The sequence below is a fragment of the Amycolatopsis ultiminotia genome (genome assembly GCF_039536925.1).
Taxonomy (GTDB): domain Bacteria; phylum Actinomycetota; class Actinomycetes; order Mycobacteriales; family Pseudonocardiaceae; genus Amycolatopsis; species Amycolatopsis ultiminotia.
Genome location: NZ_BAAAZN010000007.1, coordinates 307,226 through 330,062 on the forward strand (window position 1 = coordinate 307,226; position 22,837 = coordinate 330,062).

Consider the following 22,837-nt stretch of genomic DNA (forward strand, 5'->3'; position numbering starts at 1 on the left):
ACGAGGGAAGCCATCATGACCGCGGCAACGACGAATACGCCGGCCATCGGTGATCTGGTCTCGGTCCGAGGCCAGAAGTGGTTCGTCAGCGACATCGACGCAGTGGATTCGAGCACCCTCCTCAAACTGCAGAGCGTCGACGAGGGCCGCTTCGGCGAGTCGCTTGAGGTGATCTGGGAGGTCGAACCCGCGCGGCAGGTCCTGCCCTCCGGATCGTTGCCTGAGGTGACCGGCAGGTTCGATCCGCCCGGGCAGCTCGCCGCCTTCCTGGACGCGGTCCGCTGGTCCGCCGTCACATCGGCGGATGTCCGAACCCTCCAAGCGCCGTTCCGCTCGGGTGTCGCGATTGAGGATTACCAGCTCGAACCGGTCGTCCGCGCCCTTCACGCCCCTCGTGTCAACCTGCTGCTCGCCGACGACGTCGGTCTCGGCAAGACGGTGGAAGCCGGCCTGGTCGCGCAGGAGCTCCTGCTGCGTCACCGAACCCAGCGGATCATGATCATCTGCCCCGCCGGTCTGACGGTGAAGTGGCAAGACGAGATGGCCGACAAGTTCGGCCTCGCCTTCACCGACATCGACTCGGAGCGTTGCGCCGAGGTCCGCCGCGAGTTCGGCAGCGCGGCCAACCCGTTCAACGTCCACCCGCTGGCGATCGTCAGCCTGCCCTGGCTTCGCGGCGCGAAGGCGCAACGCCTCCTCGACGAGGTGCTGCCGCCGGACGGACCGACCTACCCGCGCACGTTCGACCTGATGATCCTCGACGAGGCCCATCACATCGCCCCAGCCGCGCCGAAACAGGTCTACGCCGTCGATTCCCAGCAGACCAAGCTGATCCGCAGGCTGGCCCCGCACTTCACCCACCGGCTCTTTCTCTCCGCGACCCCGCACAACGGCTACCAGGCGTCGTTCACCGCGCTGTTGGAGATCCTCGACGACCAGCGCTTCGCGCGCGGTGTTGAGCCGGACAAGTCCGCGGCACGCGACACGGTCGTACGACGGCTCAAACGGGACATCGTCAATGCCGACGGCACGCCACGCTTTGTGGCTCGCGAGACCAAACCGATCCCGGTGGAGTATCCCGACACCGAGCGCGAGATCCATCGCGTGCTCACACAGTTCGCCGAGCTCCGGCACAAGAAGCTCACGACCCAGCGCGGCCGCAAGGCCACCGACCTGGTCACCCTCCTGCTGAAAAAGCGGCTGTTCTCCAGTCCCGCCGCGTTCGCACACACCGTGGCCGTCTACACCGACACGCTCGAGTCCAAGATCCGTGCCGTGACACCGGCAAGTGATGAGGTGCCGGAGTGGATGGAGGACTTCTTCGACGACATCGCGACCTACGACGACGAGCAGCTTTCCGAGGCCGAGGATGACGCGTTCGGTCGCACCCGCCCAATGCAGCCCGACGCGGACAACGAGGAGAAAACCCTCCTCAAGCGCATGCATAAGTGGGCGCTGACCCACGAGGCCCAGCCCGACGCCAAGGCCCGCGAGCTGGTCAAGTACCTGAAGGCGATCTGCAAGCCGGACAAGCACTGGATGAACGAGCGGGTCGTGGTGTTCACCGAGTACCGCGACACCCAGCATTGGCTGCTCAACCTGCTGAGGCAGGAAGGAATGGGTGCGCCATATGTGGCGGAGATGCACGGCGGTATGACGACCGATGAACGTGAGCAATTGCGCCTCGCGTTCCAGAAGGATCCCACCGAAAGCAAGGTGCGCATTCTGGTCGCGACCGACGCCGCGAGCGAAGGTATCGACCTGCAGCGACACTGCCACCGGCTGGTCAACTACGACATCCCGTTCAACCCGAACAAGCTCGAACAGCGCATCGGCCGCATCGACCGCTACGGACAGACCCAGACACCGGAGATCCGGCATTTCGTCGGCATCGGCTGGGAAGGGGCGGTCGACCGGTACGAGGCCGATCTGGAGTTCCTGTCCCGGGTCGCGATGAAGGTCGCGAAAATGGAGGCGGATCTCGGCTCGGTCAACGCCGTGCTCTCCGACGCCATCCAGCGGCGAATGGTCGGTCAGATCGCCGACTTCGACATTGACAGGGCCGGCCAGAAGAAGGACCGGTTGCCTGCCGAACAGAACGTGCGCGATCAGGTGCGCAGGATCCGGTCGAACCTCGACGAGACGGTGACCGAGCTCGGCATCACGCCGGCTCGGGCCAAGCGAGTGGTGGACACGGCGCTAACGCTGGCCCGTCAGCAGGCGCTTAAGCCGTTCCTTGACGAAAAGCACCTGGCCGAGGGCATGTTCGAGGTGCCGACACTGACCGGGTCGTGGGTGCGGGCGAGCGCGGGTTTGCTGGAGAAGTACCAGCCGGACAAGCACCAGAAAGGCGTGGTTCCACGGCAACTGCCGGTCACCTTTGACCAGGAGGTCGCCCGCGGTCGCGACGACGTCGTGCTCGCCCACCTCAACCACCCGCTGGTCGCCATGTCGACCCGGCTTCTCCGGGCAGCGGTGTCCAATGACGACATCGGCCTGCACCGGGTCACAGCGGTGGTCAGTGACGACCCCCGGCTCGAGGATGTCCTCGTCGGCGCCTACTCACGGTTCCTCATCATCGGTGCGGACGGCGTGCGGCTGCACGAGGAGGTCTTGCACGCCGGCGGCTGGGCGCCCGAACGCGGCCGGTTCCGCCGGCTGGAGAACCTGAGTGTGCTCAGCGATATCCTCGACACCGCGCTCGGACAGGGCAAATCGGTGTCCGCCCCGGTGTGGCGCCGCGTCGCGGAGCGCTGGCCGCGTGTGTCCGACGGCTTGCTCAACGCCATCGAATGGCGGAAGAACACGCGGCTTGAGTCGCTCAGCCGCGCACTCAAACAGCGTGAGGACGAGGAGAAGAACCGCATCACCTCGACCATCGAACAGTTCTCGGCGACCCTGCGTGAAAAGCTGGCCGACGAGCAGGACGAGGAGGCGCTGTTCAGCCTCGTCGACGTGCAAAAGGCATCGAAGGAAGAGCGTGAGCAGTACCGCAGGGACCGCAGGCACTGGGAAGCACGTCTCGCCGAACTGACCACCGAACGGGACCGCGAGCTCGACGCCATCGCGGCCCGTTACCGTCACCAGGAACCGCACCGCTTCCCCGTTGCCGTGGTGTTCGTGGTGCCCAAGCGGGAGGCCATCCGATGACGCCCCGTCGTCCCCATGCCCCGGAAAGCGCGCAGCAGCACCGTGATTGGCTCAGCCTGATCGAGGCGACCGGCCCGTTCCTGTCGCTGCCGGTCCTTCGCGCCACCTGGCCGAACCTTGATGCGATCGACAAGCCGACGCGCGAAAAGCTGCGCCTCGCGCACACCACCTGGCAGGGCGACCCGGCCGCGGGTCAGCGGGCATGGGCCGACTTCATCCTCGGCGAGCTGCTCGGCTGGGGCGATGCCCTGCACTGGAACGACCTCGGCCGGCTGGATGCGCTTGGCGTGGACGTCACCGAGCACGAGACTCGGCTCAACCCGTCGTTCGCGCTCGTCGAGCCGGGCGAGGACCCCAAGCCCGCCACGACGCGGATGCTCGGGCTGATCTGCGAACCGGGTACGCAGCCGACCGCTCGGATCGGGGGTGAAGCCTGGGCAGCGACGCCGGTGGACCGGATGGCGCAGCTGTGCCGCCATCACGAGATCCAGCTCGGGCTCGTGACCGACGGACGCTGGTGGGTGTTCGTTTCCGCGCCGCGCGGCAAGGTCACCACCACAGCGGTCTTCGACGCCGTCGCATGGAGCGAGGCGGCCGAGCGCGGTGTGGTCCGGGCGTTCCTCTCACTCCTCAACCGCAGGCGGTTCTTCGGTGTGCCCGACGATGAGAAGCTAGTCGCGCTGCTGCGTCAGAGCGAGGACTCGCAAGAGGACATCACTGAACGGCTCGGCGTACAGGTCCGCCAGGCCGTCGAAATGCTGGTAGCGGCTTTCGGCCGTGCCGACACCGCCGCCCGCGAGCGCGGCGAGCAGGGCCTGGAGCGGGTTGACGCGGGCGAGGTGTACCGGGCCGCGGTCACCGTGATGATGCGCGTGGTGTTCGTTCTGTTCGCGGAGGAGCGCAAGCTCCTGGCCTCGGACAACGACCTCTACGCCTCGGCCTACTCGGCCGGGCGGCTCCGCGCGGACCTTCAGGACCAGGCACTGCAAGGTTCGGAGACGGAGCTGGAGATCTCCTCGGCCGCCTGGTACCGGCTGCTTGCGTTGTTCGAGGCCATCTACAACGGCGTCGACCATCCCCGCCTGCGGATGCATGCGCTCGACGGGTCGTTGTTCGACCCGGACCAGTTCCCGTGGCTGCAGATCCTCAAGATCGACGACCGGACCGTCCTGCACATGCTCAAGGCCCTGCAGGAAGTCGAGATCGGCACAGGGAAGACGCGGGAGAAGCGCACGCTGTCGTTCCGCGAACTCGACGTGGAGCAGATCGGCTACGTCTACGAAGGCCTGCTGTCCTACGACGGTTTCCGCGCGGAAGACGTCACCGTCAGCCTCATCGGCAAGGAGGGCTTCGAGAAGGAAGTCGCGTTGCGCGACCTCGAATCCTTGGCCGCCGAGTGCCCTGATGTCCCGTCGCTGGCGAAGACGATCTCCGAGCAGTTCAAGGACTACAAGGTCGGCTCCGCCAAGGCGGTGGAAAGGAGCCTCGCGCCGCTGGCCCAGGGTGCCAAGGAGGAAGCCCGCCGGAAACTCCTCTCGGTGACGCGCGGGGACAACTCGCTGACCGAGCGGCTGCTGCCGTTCTTCGGCATCATCCGGCAGGACCTGCGGGAGCAGCCGGTCGTCATCGTGCCCGGCGAGCTGTTCGTCACCGATTCGCCGCTGCGCAAGAACACGGGCACCCACTACACGCCCCGGTTCCTGGCCGAGCAGATCGTCGAGGGTGCGCTCGAATCGCTCGTGTACCACCCGGGTCCATTGCAGACGGCCGGCAAGGAGGAGTGGGAGCTCAAGTCGTCACGGCAGATCCTCGCGTTGAAGGTCGCCGACATCGCGATGGGCTCCGCCGCATTCCTCGTGGCCGCCGCACGCTACCTCGGCGACCGGCTGATCGAGGCATGGACCCGCGAAGGCGATTCCGCGGTTCGCGACTACACACCATCCGGCACCGAGCGCGAGGCGGAAGCCGACCAGGTCGTCATCAAGGCCCGCCGCGCCATCATCGAGCACTGCCTGTACGGCGTGGACATCAACCCGATGGCAGTGGAGATGGCGAAGCTGTCGTTGTGGCTGGTGTCCATGGATCCGCAGCGCCCGTTCACGTTCCTCGACGATCGGCTCGCGGCCGGCGACTCGCTGCTGGGCATCACCTCGACGGAGCAACTGGAGCGCATGGACCTGGACGTCGCACGGGCACGCCGCGAACAGGCCGACCTGTTCGGCTGGGCCGCCGAAGTTCCCGCCCTGGTCGCCGAGGTCGCCGGTATCCGCGAGCGACTGTCCCAAATGGACGGTTCGACGTTGTCCGGGCTGCAGACCAAGCGGGCGGCTCTGCGGGAGGCGGAGGAGAAGTCCGACCGGCTGCGGTTGTTCGCGGACCTCGTCGTGGGCGCGGCGCTGGCGGGCTGCCGCAAGGCGACCGGCTCGCGCAGTGCGCAGTTACGGGAGCAGCTCGCCGACGAGGAGGCGCGGGACCAGGAAAACTTGGTGCTCGAAGCTAAGCGCCTGGCCGAACAGATCGCCTCCGGTGCTACAGAAGAAAAAGCCCAGACCCGACGCAACCAATGGCTGGCAACCGATCTTCCCTCCGGTTCGTTTCCACGCGAACCGCTGCACTGGCCCCTGGTTTTCCCGGAGGTGTTCGCCCAAGGCGGCTTCGACGCCGTCATCGGCAATCCACCGTTCCTGGGAGGCAAGAAGATCAGTGGCGCGACCGGCTCGGCGTATCGGGAATACCTCGTCATCACGATCGCCAACGGCATGAAGGGAAACGCCGACCTCATCGCGTACTTCTCACTGCGCCCACTGTGTACTCAACCACGACGGCCAGACCGGCCTGATCGCCACCAACACGCTGGCTCAAGGTGACACTCGCGAAGTCGGACTTGATCAGATCACCGCCGGCGACACGATCATCCGCCAGTCCGTCAAGAGCAAACCCTGGCCGTCCAAGTCGGCAGTGTTGGAGTACTGCGCGGTCTGGACGAGCCGAGCCACCCTCGCCGATGAAGCATGTCGCATCGCGGATGGTGTCGTGGTGGCGGGCATTACGGCTTCACTCGACCCGGCTTCCCGGGTCGCCGGCAACCCCGAGAAACTGTCGGCCAACGCCAAACTGTCCTTCCAGGGATCAATCGTCTTGGGCCTGGGTTTCACCATGGAACCTGCTGATGCCGAGAAGCTCATCGCGCATGACGCCCGCAATTCCGATGTTCTGTTCCCCTATCTCAACGGGCAAGACCTCAACTCCGATCCGAATTGCGCCGCCAGTCGCTGGGTCATCAACTTCCACGACTGGACGGAAGACCGAGCGAAGGCATACCACGCGTGCTACGAGCACGTATTGCGCGAGGTCAAACCCGAACGAGCGACCAAGTCCAAGGATATCGCGACATGGCCGTGGTGGCGCTACTGGCGATCTCGAAGTGAGCTATACGGCGAGATCGCGGGGCTGCAGCGGGTCGTAGTGCTCACGCGGGTGAGTAAGACCGTGATGCCGGTGATGGTGCCGACCGGCCAGGTCTTCTCGGACGCAGTCGTCGTCTTCGCCACCGGCGACACGGCGATGCTGGCGTTGTTGTCGAGCGCACCGCACTACTGGTGGGCCAAATCGCGCGGGTCCTCGATGAAGACCGATCTCCGCTACACCCCATCCGATGTCTTCGAGACGTTCCCCCTGCCCAAACTCACCCAGGAACTCCGCCACCTCGGCGACCGGCTCGACACCTTCCGCCGTGACGTGATGCTGGCCCGCCAGACCGGCCTGACCAAGACCTACAACCTGGTCTTCGACGAAAACTGCACGGACAAGGACATCGAGGAACTCCGGGCCATTCACCGAGCGATCGACGAAGCCACCGTCCGCGCTTACGACTGGGAAGACCGCATCGAAGCTGTCGGTGGACTCGATCACGGCTTCCACCAGGTCGGGCGCGAGACCCGCTATACCATCGGCCCCGCGGCACAGCGCGAAATCCTCGACAGCCTCCTCGAACTCAACCACGAGCGCTACGCCGAAGAGGTTGCACAGGGTCTGCACGACAAGAAGAAGGGCGCGGGGAAACCCCAGGCCGACGAAGGGACCCTCTTCTGATGGAGCGCATCGTGCCGAGCTCACCGGTGGAATTCGTTGCCCTGACAACCACCGTTCTTGACTTCACACCACGGCACCCTACTGCCCTGCCTGCCTGGGTGCGCTGATGAGCTCTGGCACCCGGCAAAGACTGACCCGCCAGCGTCGTGCGTCCGGGGATGCACAGCAACATCGCGGCTGGCTGAGCATGATCGATGTCGAAGGCCCGTTCCTGTCGCTGCCAGTACTCCGGCAGGCGTGGCCGACGCTCGATTCGTTGGACAAGCCGGCCCGCGATCGACTACGGCTCGAGCACAAGGTGTGGCAAGCCGATCCGGCCAACCGGCAGCGGGCGTGGATCAAGTACGTACTCGGTGAGCTTCTCGACTGGGACGGCAACCTGCAGTGGGCAGGCGCGGACGGACTCGCGTCGCTGGCGATCGATGTTCCCGAGCACGAAGCCCGCGTAGTGCCAACGTTCGCGCTGGTCCGGCCCGGTAAGGAAGCCGAACCAGCTTTCACTGAACTGGTGGGTCTGGTCTGCCCGCCCGGTCAGCACCCCAGCGCGCGAATCGCCGATGACGACTGGGCGGCGAACTCGGTCGATCGCCTGGTGCACTTGTGCCGCAGACGCGAAGTCCAGCTGGGCCTCGTCACAGATGGCCGGTGGTGGACTCTGGTGTGGGCTCGGAACAGCAAAGTCGCCACCACTGCAACGTTCGACGCCATCGGCTGGCCGGATGCTGCCGAGCGCGAAGTGGTGCGCGCCTTCGTCTCTCTGCTGTGTCGACGGCGGTTCTTCGGAGTGCCGGAATCGGACAAGATCGTCGCATTGCTGGCTGCGAGCGAAGGTTCCCAGGAGGAGATCACCGAGACGCTCGGCGTGCAGGTCCGGCAAGCCGTTGAGCTCCTTGTGTCAGCGATCGGCCGCGCCGACACGGCGCAACGGGAACGGGGCGAGGCCGGATTGACCGACGTCGACGCCAAAGACGTCTACCGCGCCGCGGTCACCGTCATGATGCGCATCGTCTTTCTCCTGTTCGCCGAAGAGCGCAAGATGCTGCCCTCGGACAATGAGCTCTACGCGTCCTCCTACTCGGTCGGGCGTCTGTGCGGGGACCTGGAGCGGCGCGCGTTGGAGTCCAGTGAGGACGACCTGGAGCACAGCTTCGCGGCGTGGCATCGGCTTCTCGCGTTGTTCGAGGCCGTCTACTACGGGATCGACCACCCTCGACTGACGATGAATCCGCATGACGGATCTCTGTTCGACACCACGTCTGCCACTTGGTTCCCGCGCTCCATCGATGACCGGACGATCCTGCACATGCTCCGTGCGGTGCAGTTCATCGAGGCGGGCACCGGGAGCACCCGCGAACGACGCAAGCTCTCGTTCCGCGAGCTACAGGTCGAGCAAATCGGCTACGTTTACGAGGGACTCCTCGCCCACGACGGGTTCCGTGCCGGCGAGGTCACCGTCAGCCTGATCGGTAAGCAGGGCTACGAGCAAGAGGTTGCACTTGCCGACCTCGAAGCGCTCGCCGCTGAGTCGGCGACGGCATCCGCCTTGGGCTCTCGGCTCTCACAGGAGTACAAAGCTTCCGGCATCGGCTCGCCGCGTGTCCTGGAACGCAAGCTCGCACCACTCGCCGCTGTGGAACGCGAGGACACGCGCAGGAGATTGTTGGCAGCAACCCGTGGCGACAACGAGCTCGCCGACCGGCTCATGCCCTTCGCCCGACTCATCCGCGACGACCTTCGTGGTCTGCCCATCGTGATCCGGCCGGGCGAACTCTTCGTCACCGACTCCCCGCTGCGACGGCTGACGGGAACCCACTACACACCACGGCACCTGGCCGAGCTCGTCGTCAAAGACGCCCTTGAGCCGTTGGTCTACTCGCCGGGGCCCCTGCAGACGAATGACCGCGCCAAATGGGTTCTGAAGCGCAGTAACGACATCCTCGCGCTCAAGGTCGCCGACATCGCGATGGGTTCCGGAGCGTTCCTGGTGTCCGCGGCACATTTTTTAGCGGAACGTCTCGTCGAAGCGTGGACCCGGGAGGGTGACGAACAAGCGTTGCTCTCCCGGCTTTCCCGCGCCGTCGGAGACACCGATGAGGATCCCGTGATCATCAAGGCGCGACGGCAGGTGATCGAACACTGCCTCTACGGGGTGGACATCAACCCGAGCGCGGTCGAGATCACGAAGGTTTCGTTGTGGCTGATCTCCATGGACCCCGACCTTCCGTTCACCTTCCTGGACGACCGGCTCAAGACGGGCGACTCGCTACTCGGTATCAGGTCGCTGGACCAGCTCTGGCACATGCACCTCGATCCGGAACAGGGTCGAAAGCTGCACCTCGATCTCTTTCAGTGGGTCGCACCGGGCCGGGCCCTCATGTCCAAGGTGGCGGACGCTCGGCGACAGGTTATCGAGATCGATGTCCGGGACGATCCCCTCGTCCGGCTCGCCGAAAAACGCAAACTCCTCGAAGAGATTCACAAGGACACAGCCGAACTGCGGCGCAACGCCGATCTCCTGGTCGCCTCAGCGCTGGCGAACGCAAAACGCGATGCAAGAGGCATAACGAACGGTGCGGTAGAAGCGGCTCGCCTGTCGCACAATAGACTGCGCGACCTCGAAGAAGACGGCGCTTTGACCCAAGCGTACCGATGGTTGTCGACCGATGCGCCCGAGATCGGGTTCAGGCGCAGACCATTCCACTGGCCGCTCGAATTCCCTGAGGTCTTTGAGCACCGCGGTGGCTTCGACGCCATCATCGGAAACCAGCCGTACCTGGGTGGTCAGAAGCTGACCGGAGCGCTCGGCGAAGCTTATCGGGAATATCTCGTCCACACGCTCGCCCACGGCGTACGTGGCAGCGCCGACCTCATCGCGTACTTCGTCCTGCGATCCGCCGAGCTCATCAACGACACCGGCACACTTGGTCTAGTCGCTACCAACACTCTGGCGCAGGGCGACACTCGGCAGGTAGGACTCGACCAAGCCGTGGCGAATGGCTTGACCATCTATAACGCAATCAAAAGTATGCCCTGGCCATCACGAAGCTCCGCTCTGGAGTGCTGTGTCGTCTGGGGATCGTGTGCGAACGTTACGTCAACCGTCGGGTTGACAGCAGGACTCGAGCCCGCCTCACGAGTGATCGCGCAGCCCAGGACATTAGCAATCAACGGAGGGATCTCATTTCAGGGTTCGAACATCCTTGGCCTTGGATTCACTATGACCCCCGTGGAAGCCGACCGGTTGATCGGACGCGATCCGAAGAATAGTGAAGTACTATTCCCCTATCTCAACGGCCAGGACCTGAACTCCAACCCGCGCTGTTCAGCGAGCCGATGGGTCATCAACTTCCACAACTGGCCCGAAGACCGCGCGAAGGCCTACCGCGAGTGCTACGGCCAGGTCTTGCGCCTGGTGAAGCCAGAACGAGATCGAAACAACCGCAAGCCGCGACGCGAACGATGGTGGCAATACGCGGAGCGCACGCCTGAGTTGGTTCGCGCCATCACGGGGCTCGAGCGGGTCGTGGTGATCACGCTCGTCAGTAAGACCGTGATGCCGGTGATGGTGCCGACCAAGCAGGTGTTCGCCCACAAGCTTGGCGTCTTCGCTAGCGCTGACACGGCGCTGTTGGCGTTCTTGTCCAGCGCGCCCCACTATTGGTGGACGGTCCGCCGAAGTTCGACGATGAAGACCGACATCAACTACTCACCATCCGATGTCTTCGAGACGCTGCCCCTGCCCGAACTCACCCAGGAACTCCGCCACCTCGGCGACCAGCTCGACACCTTCCGCCGTGACGTGATGCTGTCCCGCCAGACCGGCCTGACCAAGACCTACAACCTGGTCTTCGACGAAAACTGTCGCGACCAGGACATCGAGGAACTCCGTGCCCTTCACCGCGAGATCGACGAAGCCACCGTTCGCGCCTACGGCTGGCAAGACCGCGTCGCGGCCGTCGGCGGACTCGATCACGGCTTCCACCAGGCCGGCCGCGAGACCCGCTACACCATCGGCCCCGCAGCCCAGCGCGAAATCCTCGACAGCCTCCTCGAACTCAACCACGAGCGCTACGCCGAGGAAGACGCGAAAGGCCTCCACATCCAGAAACGACGTTCTGGCAAAATCAAGAAGACAACCGAAGGGGGTATCTTCTGATGGGCTCAGACGCCCTCTTTCCTGACCCACGTGGCGAGCAAGACAAGCCGCGCACATCCGGTGCCGTGCCGGAGACGCCTGCGCCGCTGGACACGCCGCAGACCTTCGGCGACAGCACGTCGTTCGCTGTCCGCGACGAGTTCCAGTCGCTCGTCGAGCGCGACCTGCTCGGACCGTGGGACGGTGCTGCCGAAGAGTTCCGGCCGCGTGCAATGGGGCCCCGTGAGCGGTATCTGGTCGGGATGCTTGGCCCCAAGGCCGCACCGAAGACGACCGCGGAAACCGCCGACTCGGTCACCGACACCGACGTCGGCGTGCACGGCGATGCCAAAGGCGAGGACGGCGCCGAGTTGCCGGAGATCCTGACACCACAAGCCCTGGGGCGTCTGTGGGCGTCGTCGATGGGGCTGTACTTCCGCGTCGGCGCGGACACCGATGTGCTTGCTGTGACCGCGTCCTGGGGGCGTTACTTCACGCACGAGACCGAAGACACCGAGGGTCGCAAACGCACGGTGTGGGCGCGGGAACCGGTCGAGTTCGAACGGGAACTTCGCCTTGACGGGGAACAGGACTACCAGGTCCCGCTCACCACCGCCGACCTTAGTGAGCCCGGCGTATACCTCTCGGTCGCAATCCGCACGCACGACCAGCGGCGCACCGTCAACGTGACGCTGGTGAACGGACAGCAGGAGCCGCAGTCGAAAGCCGACGTCGCGTGGATCTTCCAGACCAAGCTGACCGTGACCGCGCTCGACGGCGGGAGCCCCGTGTTCCTGCCGATCGACGATCCGATGACCGACGCCAACCCAGCCGTCGAAGACCGCGAAGACCTGCACCTGCGGTTGCTTTACCGCGATCAGCTCAAGTTCGCGACCGGCCAGAACGTCGCCGTGCACGCGCACGCCGACCGCCGGCTGCGCCGTGCGCACAAGCTGGAAACCCAGTGGCTGCCCACCTACAACGTGCCCGCCACCATCGCTCAGGTCGGCCCCGGGACTCCGCTGGAAGGCACCGAGCTGTCCATGGACGCCCTTGCTGAGGCGTCCCCGGAACAGCTTCGGGCGGGTCTCACGCCTCTCATCGACGGTTACACCGGCTGGCTGAACGAACGCGAAACCGACATCGCCACCCTGCCCGACACTTTGCAGGAAGCGGCCGAAGCCGCGCTGTTCCGGGCGCGTACCGCGCATCGGCGTATCAGTGCCGGCATCACTCTGCTCACCGACCCGGGCCATCCCCGGCACGCGGAATCGCTTCAAGCGTTCCACTTCGCCAACCGTGCCATGGCACTGCAGCGGCGCCACACCGAACTCTCCCGGCTCCGCGAGAACCCGGACGTCAGCTACGCCGAAGCCGATGCCCAAGTGCAGGCGCTGGGCGCGAAAGTCGCGTCGTGGCGGCCCTTCCAGCTGGCATTCGTCCTGCTGAACCTCCCGTCCATCACCGACCCCGACCACCCCGAACGCGCGGCCGACCCGGATGCCACCGTCGATCTGCTGTTCTTCCCCACCGGTGGCGGCAAAACCGAGGCCTACCTCGGTCTGACCGCCTACACCTTCGCCATCCGCCGCCGGCAAGGCGTGGTCGGCACGGCCGAGGCCGCGCGAAGTGGGATGGCCGGCGTCGCAGTGCTCATGCGCTACACCCTCCGCCTGCTTACCGCGCAACAGTTCCAGCGCGCCGCGGCGCTCGTGTGCGCCGCGGAGGTGATCCGGCGCGAGGATGTGCCAAGCTGGGGCACCGAGCCGTTCCGCATCGGGCTGTGGGTCGGTGGCTCGGTCTCCCCCAACTATTTCGACCAGGCCCGCGATCAGATCGCCGAAGCTCGCGAGGCCGGGCAGGGCAAGCGGGCCAACGTGCTGCAAACCCTGTCCTGCCCGTGGTGCGGAACCAAGCTCGAGGCCCATCGAGACCTCTACCCTGACGAGGACACCCGGCGCATCCTGCTGCACTGCCCGAACGCGGAAGGCGCGATGGCCTGCCCATTCTCCCGAACCCAGTCGGACGAGGGGCTGCCAATTCTGACGGTGGACGAGGAGATCTACCGTTACGCGCCGAGCCTGGTCATCGCGACCGTGGACAAGCTCGCGCAGCTGCCGTGGCGTGGCTACGCCGGCATTCTCTTCGGCCGTGTCCGCGAATACTGCCCCCGGCACGGATACCGCCACGATGACCTCGACGAGCGCACCCAGTGCAAAGCCAAACACAACAAGAAGAACAAGCTCCCTGCTGTGGTCAGCCAGCCGGTACCACGGCTGCGGCCGCCCGACCTCATCATCCAGGACGAGCTGCACCTGATCTCCGGCTCTCTCGGCACCACGGTCGGCCTGTTCGAGGCTGCGGTGGACGAACTGTGCACGTGGACCACCCCGGGCGGCAACGAGGTGGGTCCGAAGGTCGTGGCCTCCACCGCGACAACCAAGCGGGCCCGCGAACAGGTGCGCGGAGTGTTCGGGCGCGACCTGGAGATCTTTCCGCCGCAGGTCACCGACGTCGCCGACACGTTCTTCTCCAAGCAGGTGCCCGTCTCGGAAACCAACCCCGGGCGCCGCTACCTGGGAATCTGCGCCCACGGTGTCCGCCTGAAGTCCGCCGAGATCCGGCTCTCGGAGATCCTGCTCCTGGCAGGTCAGACGATGTTCGACAGCTACGGTGCACCAGCCGATCCGTACATGACGCTCGTGGGCTACTTCAGCTCGACACGTGAACTGGCCGGCATGCGACGTTTCCTCGACGACGACGTGGCCACCCGGGTGCGCAGGCACGGGCGCAGCAAGGGCCTCTCCGACCGGATCGTCGGGTCCACGGCCATGCTGACCGTTCAGGAACTCACATCCCGGATCTCGTCCGGAGACATCAGCGACGTGCTCAAACGGCTGGAGATCGGGTTCGACCCCGACATCGACACCACCGCACGCCGACACGCGATCAACCAGAACCGCAGCGACGTGTTCGGTGCCAACCGCGGCAAATCCCTCCGCAGCAAAGACCGGCTCGAACCCCATCCGCTGGCACAACGCATGACGGAGCGGCGTCAGGGTGACCGGGTACCAGTCGACGTCGTCCTCGCGACGTCGATGCTGCAGGTCGGCGTCGACGTTTCCCGGTTCGGTCTGATGGTGGTGACCGGGCAGCCGAAGAACACCGCGGAGTACATCCAGGCATCCTCCCGCGTCGGTCGTGACGCACGCCGGCCCGGCCTCGTCGTCACCCTGTACAACTGGTCACGCCCACGTGACCTCGCGCACTTCGAAGACTTCGAGCACTACCACGCCACGTTCTACCGCCAAGTGGAAGCGCTGTCCGTCACGCCCTACACCCGGCGATCCCTGGACCGTGGCACCACCGCCGCATTCGTCGCGGCCGTCCGCAACATGGCCGAACGGAACTCCCGCAACACCGATGCGCACGACGTCGACCTCGACGACACCATGATCGACCGGCTCACCGCGCGCATGCTGGCCCGGGCCGAGCGGATAGGTGGCGAGCGTGGCCGCGATTACCTCAGCGAACGGATCAAACGATTCGCCGACATCTGGACCCAGGCGAAGACCGCGGCCACCCGGCTCGGTTACGAGAAGGCGACCTTCCGCAAACAGCATCTGCTGGGGCTGTTGACCAAGCCCGGCGAAGGTAAATGGCGCGACACCACGGTCGGCCTCTCGATGCGGGAAACGGAGAACGAGATCAACCTCCTGCTGCCTGGCGGAGGTGAGTTCTTCGACCCACAGTACAACGCGCCGGACTGGTCGTTCTCACCTCCGGACGGAGAGAGCACCGACGACGACGCCCCCGAGGGCGACGAGATGGGCGACTCTGCCTTGCCCGAAACCGGCGGAAGGCGAGGAACGAAATGACCGCGCAGTACCGGCGGCGCGTCGGCGCCGTCCGCCCCAGCCACCTGATGTTCACCACCGGGGTGGGCGCGCTCGTCGATCTGCCCAACTTCTCCGTGCTGGTCAGCGGTCTGGACGACTGGCGGCACGACAACGTGCCCGAATGGGAGCCGATCGCCGAGCCGCGGCTGCTCGCCGCGGTGAAGACCCATCACGGCATGCGCTTCGTCGAACAGTTGAAGCCCGCTCCCTGGATGCCGGGAACCGATACCGAACCCAGCGGGCCGGCCGCCCGCGTCGGCGTTCCCATAATGCCGTTCCCCACCTGGTTGCGGTGCACGGCCTGCAATGAGCTGGGACCACTGGATTCCCGGGTGTTCGGATTCGAAAACTTCCTGCCGAAGAGGCCTCATGACGCGCGGTTCTTCCACGATCTGTGCGGCAGGAGGCGCTCAGGCAAGAAGCCGCTGGCGGTGCCCGCCCGGTTCGTGCTGGCCTGCACCGCCGGGCATCTCGATGACTTCCCGTACGCGCATTTTGTGCACCAAGGCGGTCCGTGCCCCAAGGCGAGCCACCCGCGCATGCAGATGGACGACCGCGGTGGCAATATCGGCGCCAACGTCGAGATTCGCTGTCTGAGCTGCAACGAACGCCGCAACATGCGCCAGGCCACTGGTGTGCGGAACCTTCCGAACCTGCCGCGGTGCCGCGGCCGCCACGCACACCTCGGCATCTTCGAACCCGAGGGATGCGACCAGGATCCCAAGGTGCTCGTAGTCGGAGCCTCGAATCAGTGGTTCCCTCAGGTGTATTCCGCGATCGCTGTCCCGCGCAGCGGCGCCAGCGAGCTGGAAGCCAAGATCGAGCAGCATTGGGATCCGGTCTCGCCGGTCCCCAAGGCGATGTATCCCTACGCCAGGGACAACGTGCCCGCGTTCCGTGAGCTCAGCAAGTGGTCCGACGACGAGATCGAAGCAGCGGTCGCGGCGGTTCGCGCCAGCAAGGACAGCGCGCAGGACCCACAACCCCAGGGCTATCCCGACCTGCGCACCGCGGAGTGGGACGTGTTCTCGGCCAGGCATCTGCCCGAACCGACCGACGACTTCGCACTCCACCGCGACCCGAATGGGGTTCCCGATCCGCTGAAGGCGATCTTTGGCGACGTTGTTCAGGTCGAACGGCTCCGCGAGGTGCGCGCGTTGGTCGCCTTCACGCGACTCGACGCCCCGGACCCCGAAGACCCCGAACTCGTCTCCCCTGCGCCGCTCGCGCGAGAAACACCGAAGTGGGTGCCGGCCAGCGAGGTGCGCGGTGAGGGCATCTTCCTGAACATTCCGGAACAAGTACTCAGCGACTGGGAGAGCCGCATCGCCGGATCGAGCGCGCTCACGCACCATCGCGATGCTTACGCCGAGTTCCGCAAGAACCGGTACTCGGACCGGATTCCCGGCTCATTCGATCCGATGCGCAACTGGCCGGGCGCGCGGTATATCGCCTTGCACACGTTGTCCCACCTCCTGCTCCGAACGATCGCACTCGATTGCGGTTACAGCGCCGCGAGCCTGTCCGAACGGGTGTACGCGGGTACCGAGGACGACCCGCGGACCGGAATCCTGATCTACACGGCGGTACCGGACGCTGAGGGAAGCCTCGGCGGTCTGGTGTCCCAAGCCGAGCCCGAGCGCCTCGTCCCCCTGGTCCGGCGGGCATTGAACGAGGGCATGATCTGCTCGTCGGACCCGCTCTGCAAGGAACGGCTCCCCCAACCCCCCGCGGACTACCTGCACGGGGCCGCCTGCCATGTCTGCCTCTTCCTGTCGGAGACTACCTGCGAGCGCGGTAACCGCTTCCTGGACCGGCGGTTCGTCCTGCCGATCGACGACCCGGCGCTCGCTCTGTTCCCGGACCTGCCGTGACGTCGTTCGAACAGGTCGCCGCGGCATCGGCGTCGGAGCTCGGGTCCGCAACCCTGCGCGGTGTGGCCGAACGTCTTCGCGCCGGCTGGCCATCAGGTGCGATTCTCGACTGGCTCGGCCATCCCTTCGCCGACACAGCGGCACCGCTGCTCGCCGCCCACGAGAAGTCGGGCATGGCCTCCGGTGAGGCCGCGGCGTTCCTCCGCGGCCTCGCGATCGGGCACGAGCAGCTGACCTCCGCGGTCACTGTGGAGACCGTCTGGAGTGGACCGAGCAGCCATACCGTGCCCGTGCGGGCCACCGCCCAGGCTCTTGTGGAGGTGATCAAAACCGCGGAGCACGAACTGGTGCTGATGACCTACTCCGCCAAACCCCACGACGACATCCGCTCCGCGCTCGAGGACGCGGTGGCCCGTGGTGTCGAGGTATCGGCGGTGGTCGAGACATTGCAAGGTGCGCGCAGCGCACTCGCCGGGTCCGAACCCGCCGCGGCGTTTGCCAAGATTTCCGGCGTCGTCCTCTGGCATTGGCCGGTCCTTCAACGAACCGAGCCCGGGTCGAAGATGCACGCGAAGCTGGCCATCGCCGACCGCCGTGTCCTGCTCGTCTCCAGCGCGAACCTGACGCAGTCCGGGGTCGCCAAGAACATCGAGGCGGGGCTACTCGTCCGCGGCGGCAACGCGCCCCGCCGGGTCGCCGAGCACATCGACGAACTGAAGTCCAGGAAGGTCCTGGACCGGTTGTCCGTGAGCACCGGCGGGCCGTTCTGATGCCGGGGCAAGGAGGAGATAGGTCCAAGCGCACGGTCCTCAACGGACGTTACGAGCTGACGCCGTTACCCCTCGCGCGGGGCGGAATGGGTGAGGTGTGGGAGGGCCGTGACACCAAACTCGACCGTGAGATCGCGGTCAAGTTCATCCGGTTCCCCGATGGCACACCCGACGACGAGCTGGTCCGCCGGTTCGTTCGGGAATCGCGCATCACGGCCCGCTTGCAGCATCCCGGTGTGCCCGCGGTATTCGATGTCGGCACCCACGAGGGGCGTCCGTTCCTGGTGATGCAACGCATTCATGGCATGAGCGTCGCTGACCTGGTGGCCGAACGCGGCGCCCTGCCTGTTGGCTGGTGCGCCTCGATCGCCGCCCAGACGTGCGCGGTACTCATCGTCGCGCACCAGGCATCGCTGGTCCACCGTGACTTGAAGCCCGCCAACCTCATGCTCGAACCCGACGGCACCGTCAAGGTTCTCGACTTCGGCCTTGCCGTCGCCCTCGACATGGCGGACGCGTCACAGATCACCCACTCCGGCCAGACGATCGGGACACCCGCGTACATGGCTCCCGAACAGGTGCTCGCCGCCATGAGCGGACCGCGGAGTGACCTCTACACGCTCGGCTGCACCTTGTTCGAGATGCTCACCGGGCAGCAGGTGTTCGGCGGGTCCACCGCATACGCTGTGATGAACAAGCAGGTGGACGAGCGCCCTCCCGCCGTGACTTCATCGCGACCGGACACACCACGTCCGCTGGCACAGCTGGTCGGTGAACTGCTGGAGAAGAAGCCGGAGGACCGGCCGGCCGACGCGCGATCCGTGTATGAACGGCTGCTTCCTTTTGTGCGCGACCTCGGGCCCATTCCTGGAGCGCTGACTCCGCCGGCGGTTCCGAGTCCCCTACGGATGTATGCGTCGGTCGTGAGCAGGACCTTCGACACCACGATCACCACCGGCAGCTCCACGACGCCCGCAGCGCCGGTCCCCACACCGGCCGAACGTCCACCAGCGAGCCGGCCGGACATCGGCCAGGCCCGCCGCGAGGCTGGATCCCTGGCCAAGCAGTCGCGTTACGCGCAGGCCGCGCAGGTCCTCGAAGGCGCCGTCCACGCTTCGCTCGCAACCTCGGACCCTACCGGCGAGGAGGTTTTCTCACTGCGCCTGGAGTGGGCGAATGTCCTCTTCGAAGGCGGTGAGTACCGCCGCGCCGCACCGGCCTACCGCGACCTGGCCGATGATCTCACGAAGAGGGACGGCCCGGACTCCGAACTCGTGTTCCGCTGCCGCCTGCAGGAGGCGACCTGCCTGGCCGTGATCGGGGACACCAGCCTCGCAGTGCGCTCGCTGGAAGGCTTGCTCTCCGACGAGCAACGGGTCTACGGAGCGGACGACTCCCGGCCGCTGGAGCTCCGCCGCCAGATCGGGCTGCTTCACCTCGCAGGAGGTAAACGCGACGAGGCCACGCGTACCCTCTCCCGGCTGCTCGACGACCTGATCCGAGTTCACGGGCCAACTCATCCATCGGTGCCGAAGGTGCGCGATCTGCTGAGCGGGATGCCGCAAGAGGGAGGGCGTTGACATGGCGAAACTGGGGATCGACAAGGAATTCCTTCGGGAATTCAGCAAGCTCGAGAAGACCGTGCAACAACGGGTGCTGGAATCGTTCGGCAAGTTCGACGCTGCCACGCACGCGGGCGCGCACCTGGAGAAGGTCACCAACGCCCGCGACAACCACTTCCGCACGATCAGGATCGACCAGTTCTGGCGCGGTGTCGTGCTCACGCCGGAATCCGGGGACAGCTACACGCTGCTCAAGGTGTTGCCGCACGACGACGCCTACGCATGGGCGCAACGGAGGACCGCGTCGGTGAACGCCGCGACCGGGCGGATCGAGATCCGCGACACCAAGGCAATCGACGCCACGCTCCCCGCGCTGTCGCAGATGGCCGCGAGCGCTCCGGCCCGCCTCTTCGACGGTGTCAAGGACGCGGAACTGCGCAAACTGGGACTCGACGAGCAGACCTTGCAGTTCGCGCGGGCGTTGACCGACCTGGTCCAGCTTGACGCCTCCAAGTCGTTCCTGCCGCAGAACCAGTGGGACGTGTTGTACGGCCTGGCGGCGGGGCTCTCACCGGAGGAGGTGTGGGCCGAGGTCGGCGCGTTCGCCGCAGCGGGCGAGGTCGACACCTCCGACATCGGCGCAGCGGTCGAGCGCAGCACGGACCGCGTGGTGCTGGTGGACGGCCCCGGGGAACTGATGGCCGTGTTCGAGCGGCCCCTTGACTTTTGGCGGATCTACCTGCACCCGCAGCAACGCCGTCTGGCCGAAGCTTCGTTCTCCGGACCGGCGCAGGTGAAGGGCGGGCCGGGCACCGGCAAGACCGTCGTAGCCCTGCACCGTGCGCACAACCTGGCTCAGGCCGGGGCGGGGCGGATACTCGTCACCACCTACATCTCCACTCTCCCAGCGACGTTGAGTGCAGGACTCAAGCTCTTGGCGGACTTGCCCGGCGTCCTCGACCACATCGACATCCGCCACGTCGACCAACTCTCACACCAGATCTACCGAGAACAGCACGGAGCGCCCTTGCTGTTGCAGTCCGATCAAGAAAAGGACTTGTGGCGCTCGGCGGCGCGAAAAGCGGGCGCGCCCTTCAGCGAGGCGTTCCTGGCCGAGGAGTGGCGCCAGGTGGTGCTTGCCCAGGAAGTGACCGATGCCGATGACTATCGCGCCGCCGATCGCACGGGCCGCGGACGCAGGCTCGGGGCCCGGCAGAAAGCCCAAGTGTGGCAGGTGATCTGGGAATTCCAGCAGGAGTTGCGTCGTCGCAACCTCTCGACGCACGAGACCGTGTGCACCGAGGCAACACGTCTTCTCAACGACCGGCTCGAGAAACCCTACCGCCACATCGTGGTGGACGAGGCGCAGGATCTCAGCCCGATGCACTGGCGGCTCCTGCGTTCCGCAGCGCCCCAGGCACCCGACGATCTCTTCCTCGCCGGTGACACGCATCAGAGGATCTACAACAGCCGCGTCAGCTTCCGAGACGTCGGCATCGCCATAGCGGGACGCTCCAGCAAGTTGAACATCAACTACCGGACGACCGCTGAGATTCTGGCTTGGAGCCTCGGCCTGATGCGTGGCGAACGGATCGACGACATGGATGGCGGGCTCGACTCCATAGCGGGCTGCCGGTCCGACGTGCACGGCATGACGCCCGAGCTCAAGGGCTTCGGCAACTGGGACGCCGAACTCGCCAATCTGACGAAGACAGTCACCGACTGGATCGACGCGGGCGTGCGCCCAGCCGAGATCGGGATCGCCGCCCGGTCGAACTATCTGGTCACCGCCACCGTGGCTTCCCTCGGCAAGGACGGCATACCGGCGCGTGCACTGGCCAGCACATCGACCGGGGAGGATGCAGTGTCAGTGGGGACCATGCACCGCATGAAAGGTCTCGAATTCCGCTGTCTCGCGGTCGTCGGAGCCGGGGCACGACAGGTGCCATCGCCCAACGCCGTGACGGCAGCCGAAGAGGACCAAATCACCCATGAACACGACATGCAACGCGAACGCTGCCTGCTGTTCGTCGCCTGCACTCGTGGCCGCGAACAGCTGTCGGTCTCCTGGCATGGAGCTCCGAGCCCGTTCCTGACGGCCCTGACCTGACCACGGATACCCGAGCCGAAAGGTCAATCATATCCAAGCTCAGCACCATTCTCGACCAGATCGATTCCGGACAGTCCTGGAGCCACGCTTGAAACCTGTGGATTTGGTGAGGGCGGGCGTACCTAGTGTCTCGTAATTCTCTTTCACGCCGAGTTGCGAGACTTGGCCAATAGCCCCGACGTGCCCGCGACGGTCGGCATTCGGGCGCGGATCGTGTTGTGGTGCGCCGAAAGCCGGCTGAAGAAGGAGATCGCGGACTGGGCAGGCGTGTCGCGGCCGACGGTGGATCTGTGGCTGACCCGCTACGCCGCGGACGGGATCGCCGGACTGCTGGACCACCGTCGCGGGGCGGGCCGCGTACAGGTGCCGGCCTCGACCCGGGGCCGCGTGCTGGCCCTCTCGCGCACCTCGCCGCCGGTCGAGTCGGGCCTGTCGCACTGGTCGTCGCGGGAATGGCCGCGTTCCTCGCCCGCACCGAGGGCGTGTCCGTCTCGCACCACTACGTGGCGAAACTGTGGCGAGAAAACGGAATCCAACCCCACTGGCAGGGCACCTTCAAGATCAGCAAGAACCCGGAGTTCGCCGGGACAGTCGCCGACATTCGTCGAGCTCTACCTCGAGCCGCCCGGCGGCGCGGTCGTTCTCAGCGTCGACGATAAGACCCAGGTGCAGGCCCTGGACCCGGACCCAGCCGCTGCTGCCGATCACCTTCGACAAGATGGAGAAACGCACCCACGACTATGTCCGCAACGGGCTGACCAACCTGTTCGCCGCGCTGAACGTCGGCACCTGCGAGGTGCTCGGCGCAGTATTACTCCGCCCGAGACTGCGCGAACTTCCTGGCATTCCTCAAAAGAGCGACGAAACCCCACGCAGGCAAACAGATCCACGTCGTATTGGACAACCTGTCCACCCACACCACCCCCGACATCCAGGCATGGCTGCAGGCCCACCCGAACGTGCGGTTCCACTTCACCCCGAAGGGAGCCTCGTGGCTCAACCAGATCGAGAACTGGTTCGGCATCATCACCCGCCAGTTCATCCGCCGGGGCACCTTCTCCAGAGTGAAAGTCCTGATCACCCAGATCCGCGACTACATCGACCACTGGAACACCAACCCCCGACCGTTCGCCTGGACCGCGACTGCCGACGACATCCGGCGGTTTCCATTGGTCGTTGCGAATCCTGATGGGAAGGGGTTCGCATGTCACGTGGTGGGCACAACAGGATGCCGGTGGGGGTGAA

General features: G+C 65.8%; 9 protein-coding genes and 2 pseudogenes. All 11 read left to right on the forward strand.

Annotated features, from left to right (window positions below):
• Nucleotides 1-15 precede the first annotated feature (15 nt).
• Nucleotides 16-3,150 (forward strand): DISARM system SNF2-like helicase DrmD, encoded by a 3,135-nt coding sequence (gene drmD / locus ABD793_RS18755; RefSeq protein WP_344861600.1) that lies wholly within the window; start codon nucleotides 16-18, stop codon nucleotides 3,148-3,150.
• Nucleotides 3,147-6,017 carry an Eco57I restriction-modification methylase domain-containing protein gene (locus ABD793_RS18760; RefSeq protein ID WP_344861602.1) on the forward strand — a complete coding sequence of 957 codons (2,871 nt, stop codon included), beginning with the start codon at nucleotides 3,147-3,149 and terminating at the stop codon, nucleotides 6,015-6,017. The genes drmD and ABD793_RS18760 overlap by 4 nt, the downstream gene beginning before the upstream one ends.
• Before the next feature lie 169 nt (nucleotides 6,018-6,186).
• Nucleotides 6,187-7,242 (forward strand): type IIL restriction-modification enzyme MmeI, encoded by a 1,056-nt coding sequence (locus tag ABD793_RS18765; RefSeq protein WP_344861604.1) that lies wholly within the window; start codon nucleotides 6,187-6,189, stop codon nucleotides 7,240-7,242.
• 106 nt (nucleotides 7,243-7,348) lie between these two features.
• Nucleotides 7,349-11,398, forward strand: coding sequence for an Eco57I restriction-modification methylase domain-containing protein (locus ABD793_RS18770; RefSeq protein WP_344861606.1), 4,050 nt, complete (start codon nucleotides 7,349-7,351; stop codon nucleotides 11,396-11,398).
• A 65-nt stretch (nucleotides 11,399-11,463) separates the two neighbouring features.
• Nucleotides 11,464-15,255, forward strand: coding sequence for a DISARM system helicase DrmA (gene drmA, locus ABD793_RS18775; protein WP_344861609.1), 3,792 nt, complete (start codon nucleotides 11,464-11,466; stop codon nucleotides 15,253-15,255).
• Nucleotides 15,252-17,150, forward strand: coding sequence for a DrmB family protein (gene drmB / locus ABD793_RS18780; RefSeq protein ID WP_344861611.1), 1,899 nt, complete (start codon nucleotides 15,252-15,254; stop codon nucleotides 17,148-17,150). Before drmA ends, drmB begins: the two co-directional genes overlap by 4 nt.
• A complete protein-coding gene (gene drmC, locus ABD793_RS18785; RefSeq protein WP_344861613.1) occupies nucleotides 17,147-17,920 on the forward strand; it encodes a DISARM system phospholipase D-like protein DrmC in 774 nt (257 codons plus the stop codon). Before drmB ends, drmC begins: the two co-directional genes overlap by 4 nt.
• Complete coding sequence (locus ABD793_RS18790; protein ID WP_344861615.1) at nucleotides 17,920-19,500, forward strand: serine/threonine-protein kinase; 1,581 nt, start codon at nucleotides 17,920-17,922, stop codon at nucleotides 19,498-19,500. Before drmC ends, ABD793_RS18790 begins: the two co-directional genes overlap by 1 nt.
• A 1-nt stretch (nucleotide 19,501) precedes the next feature.
• Entirely contained in the window at nucleotides 19,502-21,592 is a 2,091-nt protein-coding gene (locus tag ABD793_RS18795; RefSeq protein WP_344861617.1) for a UvrD-helicase domain-containing protein, read from the forward strand.
• Nucleotides 21,593-21,772: 180 nt separating this feature from the next.
• Nucleotides 21,773-21,937: pseudogene (locus ABD793_RS42720) on the forward strand (helix-turn-helix domain-containing protein); the annotation flags it as partial.
• A gap of 470 nt (nucleotides 21,938-22,407) precedes the next feature.
• A pseudogene (locus ABD793_RS18800) lies at nucleotides 22,408-22,836 on the forward strand (transposase); the annotation flags it as partial.
• Nucleotide 22,837 lies beyond the last annotated feature (1 nt).